Annotated in this window: 8 protein-coding genes and 1 tRNA gene; all 9 read left to right on the top strand. The window is 49.9% G+C overall.

Annotated features, from left to right (window positions below; genetic code table 11):
- A partial coding sequence (gene tuf, locus OXF42_06205; GenBank protein MCY4047675.1) for an elongation factor Tu occupies positions 1-224 on the top strand: 224 nt, incomplete at its 5' end.
- Between the two features lie 2 nt (positions 225-226).
- Positions 227-300: transfer RNA gene (locus OXF42_06200), tRNA-Trp, on the top strand.
- Positions 301-345: 45 nt separating this feature from the next.
- The gene (gene secE, locus OXF42_06195; GenBank protein MCY4047674.1) at positions 346-528 is read left to right on the top strand and encodes a preprotein translocase subunit SecE; all 183 of its coding nucleotides are present in this window, start codon (positions 346-348) and stop codon (positions 526-528) included.
- Between the two features lie 22 nt (positions 529-550).
- Positions 551-1,117: a transcription termination/antitermination protein NusG gene (nusG, locus tag OXF42_06190; GenBank protein MCY4047673.1), complete on the top strand. Its 567-nt coding sequence runs from the start codon at positions 551-553 to the stop codon at positions 1,115-1,117.
- Position 1,118: 1 nt separating this feature from the next.
- Positions 1,119-1,544, top strand: coding sequence for a 50S ribosomal protein L11 (gene rplK / locus OXF42_06185; GenBank protein ID MCY4047672.1), 426 nt, complete (start codon positions 1,119-1,121; stop codon positions 1,542-1,544).
- A gap of 5 nt (positions 1,545-1,549) precedes the next feature.
- Positions 1,550-2,275, top strand: coding sequence for a 50S ribosomal protein L1 (rplA, locus tag OXF42_06180; protein ID MCY4047671.1), 726 nt, complete (start codon positions 1,550-1,552; stop codon positions 2,273-2,275).
- Between the two features lie 4 nt (positions 2,276-2,279).
- Positions 2,280-2,975, top strand: coding sequence for a 50S ribosomal protein L10 (gene rplJ / locus OXF42_06175; protein ID MCY4047670.1), 696 nt, complete (start codon positions 2,280-2,282; stop codon positions 2,973-2,975).
- The gene (gene rplL, locus OXF42_06170) at positions 2,968-3,363 is read left to right on the top strand and encodes a 50S ribosomal protein L7/L12 (GenBank protein MCY4047669.1); all 396 of its coding nucleotides are present in this window, start codon (positions 2,968-2,970) and stop codon (positions 3,361-3,363) included. The genes rplJ and rplL overlap by 8 nt, the downstream gene beginning before the upstream one ends.
- A 96-nt stretch (positions 3,364-3,459) precedes the next feature.
- The gene (rpoB, locus tag OXF42_06165; protein MCY4047668.1) at positions 3,460-7,893 is read left to right on the top strand and encodes a DNA-directed RNA polymerase subunit beta; all 4,434 of its coding nucleotides are present in this window, start codon (positions 3,460-3,462) and stop codon (positions 7,891-7,893) included.
- The last annotated feature ends 5 nt before the right edge of the window (positions 7,894-7,898 follow it).

The raw sequence follows: 7,898 nt of genomic DNA, 5'->3' as shown, positions 1-7,898 counted from the left end.
CGCCGTTTTTCCCCGGTTACCGTCCGCAGTTTTACTTCAGGACGACGGATGTTACAGGTTCGGTGAAGTTACCCGAAGGGGTGGAGATGGTGATGCCGGGCGACAATGTGAACATGGAGGTGGAGTTGATAGCGCCGGTGGCGATGGATGAGCAGTTGCGTTTTGCAATCCGCGAGGGCGGCAAGACGGTGGGCGCGGGTGTCGTTACGGGAATTATTGAGTAGTTAGGGCAGTAGCTCAATTTGGCAGAGCAGCGGTCTCCAAAACCGTCGGTTGGGGGTTCGAGTCCCTCCTGCCCTGTTGATGAGATGGTCCTGAAAGGCGGATGAAAAGTTGGGCGGTTACGTGAGAAAAGCGGTTCAGTATTTTAAGGATGTTGAGGGCGAGTTCTGGAAGATCTCGTGGCCTAATCGTGAAAGCACCGTGAAGTCAACTGCGATTGTGCTTCTGGTGTCAGTTCTTTTTACTGTTGTGATTGCGGTCGCGGACTATGTGTTCTCCAACCTGATTCGCCTGATACTGGTGTAGCTTTTGAGCAACGGGAAAAAGGATGGCGTCAAACGAAAAGAAATGGTATGTGGTGCAGGTTACCACAGGGTATGAGAAAAAAGTGAAGGACTTTATAGAAAGCAAAGTGAAGGCTCATGGCAATAAAGTGCCGGTGGGCGAGGTTTTGCTCCCGGTTGAAACCCTTGTTGAGGCAAAGAAGGGAGGGAAGAAGAAAACCTCTGAAAAGATGTTCTTCCCCGGCTATGTGCTTGTGAACATGGAGATGAACGAGCAAACATGGCACTTTATACGGGACGTGCCCCGGGTAAACGGTTTTGTGGGTGAAGATATGGGCGCCGGAAGGGTAAACCCGTCATCCATAACCGCGATAAACGAAGAAGAGGTAAAAAGCCTCAAGAGCCAGATTCAGAAGGGAACCCTCAAACCCAAGGTCAGTGTCTCCTTTGACACGGGGGAGACAGTCAAGGTGGTGGAGGGGCCGTTTGTCAATCTTTCCGGGGTGATTCAGGAAATCAACATAGAGAAGGAAAAAGTTCTCGTTTCCGTAAGCATACTTGGCAGGGCGACCTCCATAGAACTGGACTTTAACCAAGTGGAGCAAATGTAGTATGAAGGGAGCAAAGGAAATAGACGGCTACCTGAAGTTGCTGGTTCCGGCGGGCAAGGCGGCGCCTTCGCCCCAGATAAGCCCCGCGCTTGGACAGAAGGGCATCAACATAATGGAGTTCTGTAAAGCCTTTAATGCTGAAACATCAGAGAAAGAGGGGCTGCTTCCGGTTGTAATAACAGTTTACAAAGACAAGAGCTTCTCACTTGAGATAAAAGCCCCGCCGGTTTCGTATTTTCTCAAGAAGGCGGCGAAAATACAGAAGGGTTCGTCCAATGTTCCCAGAGTGAAAGTCGGCAAGGTGAGTATGAAACAGATTGACGAGATAGCGGAGAAGAAGATGCAGGACCTCAACGCCAACGACCTCAAAGCGGCGCGAAACATAATCATCGGTAGCGCGATGAGCATGGGGATTGATGTGGAGTAAACCCGGTGGCAACAAGAGGAAAAAGATACAGGGGGCTTTACGAAAAGATTGAAAAAAGCTCCTCAAGCAGTGTTGACGAGGCGGTGGAGATTATAAAGCAAACGCGCTCGGCAAAGTTTGACGAATCAGTGGACATAGCTGTCAAACTGGGTATTGACCCCAAACAGGCGGACCAGCAGATAAGAGGGTCGCTTGTTTTGCCTCACGGCACAGGCAAAGACCTCAGGGTTCTGGTGTTTGCCAAGGATGAAAAAGCCGCCGAAGCAAAAGAGGCGGGAGCGGACTATGCGGGCTTTCAGGATATGCTTGACAAGATAGAAAATGAACACTGGCTTGAGTTTGACGTCGCCATAGCAACGCCGGACGTGATGGCCGAAGTGGGAAAACTTGGGAAATTTCTTGGCCCCCGGGGGCTTATGCCGGCTCCGAAAATGGGAACGGTAACAAACGATGTGGCCAAAGTGGTGAAAGAGTCAAAAAGCGGAAGAGTTGAGATCAAAAACGACAAAGGCAGCGTTATTCATGCCCAGGTCGGCAGGAGTTCCTTTGACGCCCAGAAGATAAGGGAGAACATGGTGTTTGTTCTCTCGTGGCTCCGCAAAATGAAACCGCAGTCTTCAAAAGGGGATTTTTTCAGAAAGGTGAGCGTGTCAAACACAATGGGCCCCTCGGTAAACATTGACCTTTCAAGCGTCAGGGAAGCGGTTAAGGGTTTTGAGGGCGGAATGTAAGGCAATGCAGAGCAGAGAGGAAAAAGAGAAAATAATAAATGAGATGGTCGGCATCTTTGGCGGGCAGGTCTCAGTTCTTGTCATTGAATACAGAGGGCTTGATGTGAAGACCATGCAAGAGGTCAGAAAAGAAGTCAGAGACACCAGCGCCGAGTTGCGAATCATCAAAAACAAGCTCCTGCTCAAGGCGTGTAAAGGAACGGAGATTGAGAAGATAAAAGATCTTTTCAGCGGGCCCACGGCGATTGCGATATGCGGGCAGGAGGCTCCGGCGACCGCGAAGGTGTTTGTGCAGGCGCGTAAAAAGTTTGAAAACATGCTCATCAAAGGGGGAATCGTTGACGGGCAGGTGTGCGATGCGGCGGAAATTGAGAAGATATCAAAACTGCCTTCCAGACAGGCGCTCGTCTCAATGTTCGCTTCCACTCTTGCGACCCCGCTTTCAAACTTTGCAAATATGCTAAATCAGGTAAACTCTAAGTTCCTATACGCTCTTGAGGCTTTGAAACAGACAAAGGGCGGAGAGTTGTCGCCTGAGGGCGCGGCGGAGGAAACCCCTTCGGGCGGTGAAGAAGAAAAGTCGGCGGCGGAGTCCCCGGCGGAAGAGGTGGCGGAAGACAAGTCTCCCGCAAGCGAGACAGAGGAAAAAGAACAGTCTTCGGACAACGAAAATCCAAAGGAGGAAAACAGCGATGGCTGATTTAACAAGACAAGAGGTGCTTACCTACCTTGAAAAGGCGAGCATGATGGAGATCTCCGAACTAATCAAGGAAATAGAGGAGAAGTTTGACATTAAAGCGGCTCCTCAGGTTGCCATGGCGGCCGCCCCTGCGGCAGGCGCTCAGGGAGGAGAGGAAGCCGCCGGTGGCGCGGAGAAAACCGAGTTCGGCGTTACCCTCAAGGAAGCGGGCGCAAACAAAATTCAGGTTATCAAAGTTGTCAGAGAAGTGACTTCCCTCGGGCTTAAAGAGTCCAAAGAACTTGTTGAGGGCGCTCCGAAACTTATCAAGGAAGGCCTGAAGAAAGACGAAGCTGAAGAGGCAAAGAAGAAGTTTGAAGAGGCCGGTGCCACGGTTGAGATTGGCTGACTTGTTGCGCGGTGATGTTTTATTCGCAACTTGCGGCTTGCCGTGTCCGCCGCTTATCGCAGTGCGCGCGGGAGTGTCGCACAGGGTGACTGTATATTGAGTTTTCAGACTGTTGACAACACAAAAAAGAGAAAGACCTTCTCTAAAATTCCGCCCATTCTGGACATTCCGAATCTTCTGAATGTTCAGACGGAATCCTATAAACGGTTTCTTCAGGAAGATGTTCCGCCGGAGAAGAGGGCCGCAAGAGACAACCACGGCCTTCAAGCCGTGTTCAGCGCCATATTCCCCATAGAGAACTACGGAGAGAGAACCTCCCTTGAATTTGTTCACTACAGTCTGGGGCAGCGCATTGTTGATGAAGACGGCAAACCCGTAAAAGACGGCAACGGACATGAGATATATGACCGGCAACCAAAGTTTGACGAGACGGAGTGCAGGCTCAAGGGCTACGATTATACGGTTTCCCTGTATGTGACCCTGCGCCTCATAGTGTGGGAAGAGGAGGACGGAAACGAAATAAGGGACATTGCGGAGCAGGATGTCTACTTCGGTGAGATTCCCAAGATGACGGATAACGGTTCGTTCATTATAGGGGGAGCCGAAAGGGTTATTGTAAATCAGATACACCGTTCTCCGGGAGTGCTTTTTGACGGACCCAATACGGGAGACCAGTCTCACTCTTCTGCAAAAGAGTCCGCCGTGGCAAAAATTATTCCTCAAGACGGGCGGTGGCTGGATTTTGACTTTGATTCAAAGAACTTTCTTAACGTCCGAATTGACCGCAGGAAAAGGTTTCTGGCCACTCTGTTTTTGAAGGCTCTCGGCTATACGGAAAGAGACATTCTCAATCTTTTCTACAAAATTGAGACCGTCATCTTTGATAAAGACGGCGGCGGTATTTCAAAGAAGATAAATCCCGAAACAATAATCTATCAAAAGAGCTCAGCCGACATTAAAAAAGGCTCTGACATTGTGGTTAAAAAAGGAAGGAAGTTCACCGCGCGGACGGTGGAAAAACTGGCGAGCCTCAAGATAGATGCTGTTCCGCTGGAAAGCGATGATGACATCATCGGCAAAGTATGCGCCGAAACCGTCATAAATAGTAGTAGCGGAGAAGTTATTGCCGTCTTCGGGGAGACAATTACGGAAAAAACCATTCAGGATTTGAGGGACAACTCCGCGGACTCAATATCTTTCTACTATATGGATGACATCTCCGTTTCCTCATCGGTTGCGGGAACCCTTCTTGAAGAAAAGAGGGTCTACGGAACCCTGATAAACAACACCTTTGACATGATAATCAAACAGGGAAAAGCAAAAAAGAGCGACCTCCTCAAACCTTTGTCCGACCTGCCGAAAGACAAAGTTTCAGAAAATGAAGACCATTTTGTAGTGGAAGATTTGACCGATAATGATGTGGAAAGTCTCAGAAGCGGTTTTGAGAAAATAGGAGCGGAAACCGAAACCTTCTGCCACGGGGCGATTACAGAAATATACAGAAAGTTCCGACCAACCGACCCGCCCAGCAGAGAGGCCGCAAGAACATTCTTTACGGACATGTTCTTTAACTCCTCAAAATACAGGCTCTCGCAAGTCGGAAGGAAAAAACTCAACTATAAACTCAAACACAATGTGGATGAAGGCATTCTTGTGCTTACCAGAGAAGACATCATACAGGCGCTCACATACCTTCTGGAACTCAAAGGCGGGCAAAGATCGGCGGACGACATTGATCATCTGGGTAACCGCAGAGTAAAGACGGTTGGAGAACTTATAGAGGAAACTTTCTACAGCGGCCTTGAGCGGTTCGCGCGCTCGGTCAGAGAAAGAATCGGCTACCAGAGCATTGAGAACAAAATGCCCAGAGAGATTGTTGTTCCCAAAGTGGTTGACACCATAGTGAAAGACTTTTTCAAAACCGGCCAGCTTTCCCAGTTTATGGACCAGACCAACCCGCTTTCTGAAATTACGCACAAGAGGCGGCTCAGCGCTCTGGGCCCCAAGGGGCTGACGAGAGAAAGAGCCGGTTTCGCGGTCAGGGATGTCCACTCTTCACACTACGGGCGCATCTGCCCGGTTGAGACTCCCGAGGGGCCGAACATCGGTCTTATTTCAAGCATAAGCACCTATGCGGAGATAGACAGTTACGGCTTTATCAGAGCCCCTTACAGGGTGGTGGAAAATGGAAGAGTAACCAATCAAATAGTAAGAATGAGCGCCCTTGAGGAGGAAGAGAAAGACATAGTGATTGCCCAGGCGAATGCCCCTCTCAATGAAAAAGGGGAGTTTGTTCTTGACTTCGTTTCATCCCGCTCCGAGGGCGAGATAAAAATGGTGGAAAAAGACAGGGTAACGCATATGGATGTTTCTCCCTCGCAGTTGGTTTCCATATCCGCGTCTCTGATACCGTTCCTTGAGCATGATGACGCCAACAGGGCGCTTATGGGTTCAAACATGCAGAGGCAGGCCGCCCCGCTTATAAGGGCTGTACCCCCGCTTGTGGGAACGGGCCTTGAGGCGTCTGTCGCCAGAGACTCGGGCGTGGCGGTAATCGCCGGGGCCGACGGCGAGGTCATCCATTCGGACGCCGAAGTTATTGTGGTGAAAAATAATAAATCGGTCGCCAAATCAGACAAGTCTTCCAACCTCGGCGTTGACGTATACAAAATGATAAAGTTCCGTAAATCCAATCAGGGAACCTGCTGGAATCAGACTCCGATAGTTTCAAAGGGACAGAAAGTCAAAAAAGGTCAGGTCATAGCGGACGGCCCCTCAACCAAAAACGGGGAACTTGCGCTCGGACAGAATGTGGTGGTGGCGTTCATGCCGTGGGGCGGATACAACTTTGAAGATGCCATTCTTATTAGTGAGAGGGTTGTAAAGGACAATGTGTTCACCTCGGTTCACATAGAAGAATTTGAATGTCAGGCGAGGGAAACCAAACTCGGAAGGGAAGAAATAACGCGCGACATTCCCAATGTGGGCGAAGACGCGCTCAGAAATCTGGATGAAAGCGGAATAATACGGGTCGGCGCCACGGTGAATATGGGCGACATACTGGTAGGGAAAATATCACCCAAGGGGGAAATGCAACTCTCACAGGAAGAAAAACTTCTGCGCGCCATATTCGGGGACAAGGCAAGAGACGTAAAGGACACATCTCTCAAAAGCCATTCTTCAATAGCGGGCACGGTCATAGACGTGAAGGTTCTCACCTCGCGCTCCGTGGAAGAGAAAAGCGCGAGGGCGAAAGAGATTGAAATAAAAGAAATAGAGAAAATAAAGAGGGAGATGCAATACGAGTCTGACATTCTGGAACATAGCGCGCGCGAGGACATAGCATCACTCCTGAAGGGCAAAAAGGCGGTTGCGGACATTGTGAAGAAGGGTGAAAAAATCATACCAAAGGGCGACCCCTTCACGGCTGAATCTCTCCGGCAACTTGCCCTTGATGACATCAAAGAGATAAAAGCGGAAGAGGCGGGTCTAAAGAAACGCATTGAAGAGATAGTGGCCTCCGCGAAGAAAGAAGTGGAAGACCTCCGGCTGAAATACGAGGATAAGAAGAGAAAACTTGAGCAGAAGGATGATCTTCCTCCGAGCGTGCTGAAAACTGTCAAGGTGTATGTGGCTGTCAAGATGAACCTTCAGGTTGGAGACAAGATGGCGGGCAGGCACGGAAACAAAGGCGTCATATCAAAAATCCTTCCGCAGGAGGATATGCCCTACATGGAGGACGGAACTCCGGTTGACATGGTTCTCAACCCGCTCGGCGTGCCTTCAAGAATGAATGTGGGACAGGTTCTGGAGACTCATCTGGGTCTTGCGAGCAAAGAGATAGGCAGGCAGTTGAACGAATACATTGAGGAAAACTATGGCGCGGACGCGATAAAGAGCAAACTGAAAAAGGTTTACGGAGGAAGGGGAAAAGACGCCTCTTTTATAGACAAGTTGACCGAAGAACAATCCCGTAATTTTATCGCCTCTCTGAAGGAGGGAATTCCGGTGGCTTCCCCGGTTTTTGACGGCGCCAATGAGGATGAAATAAAAGAGTTTATGGAACTGGCGGGGCTGGACGATGACGGGAAAACTATTTTGTTTGACGGCCTCACGGGCGAGCCTTTTGACCAGAAAGTGACTGTCGGGGTCATGTATATGCTTAAACTCCATCACCTTGTTGAGGAGAAGATACACGCGCGCTCAATAGGGCCTTACTCTCTTGTAACTCAACAGCCGCTCGGCGGAAAGGCGCATTTCGGCGGGCAGAGGCTTGGGGAAATGGAAGTGTGGGCGCTTGAGGCATACGGGGCGGCTCACACGCTTCAGGAGTTTCTCACTGTTAAATCAGATGATGTGAACGGCAGGACAAAGATGTTTGCGTCAATCGTTGAGGGCAAAATGTCGCTTGAGCCGGGGCTTCCGGAGTCCTTCAATGTTCTCAGAAAGGAACTTCAGTCACTTGGGTTGCAAATAGATTTAACCTCCGATGAAAGCGGAGAGGATAGCGCTTTGGGCGCAGCCGGATAAGGCGG

The sequence above is a fragment of the Candidatus Dadabacteria bacterium genome (assembly GCA_026708565.1).
Classification (GTDB): Bacteria; Desulfobacterota_D; UBA1144; order Nemesobacterales; family Mycalebacteriaceae; genus Mycalebacterium.
The sequence above is the reverse complement of the archived record's forward strand: the minus strand, read 5'-3'. Positions and strand labels throughout refer to the sequence as shown.

Coding starts and splice junctions, on each gene's coding strand:
- rplJ (MCY4047670.1), top strand. CDS start 2,280: ATGCAGAGCAGAGAGGAAAAAGAGAAAATAATAAATGAGATGGTCGGC.
- rplK (MCY4047672.1), top strand. CDS start 1,119: ATGAAGGGAGCAAAGGAAATAGACGGCTACCTGAAGTTGCTGGTTCCG.
- rplL (MCY4047669.1), top strand. CDS start 2,968: ATGGCTGATTTAACAAGACAAGAGGTGCTTACCTACCTTGAAAAGGCG.
- nusG (MCY4047673.1), top strand. CDS start 551: ATGGCGTCAAACGAAAAGAAATGGTATGTGGTGCAGGTTACCACAGGG.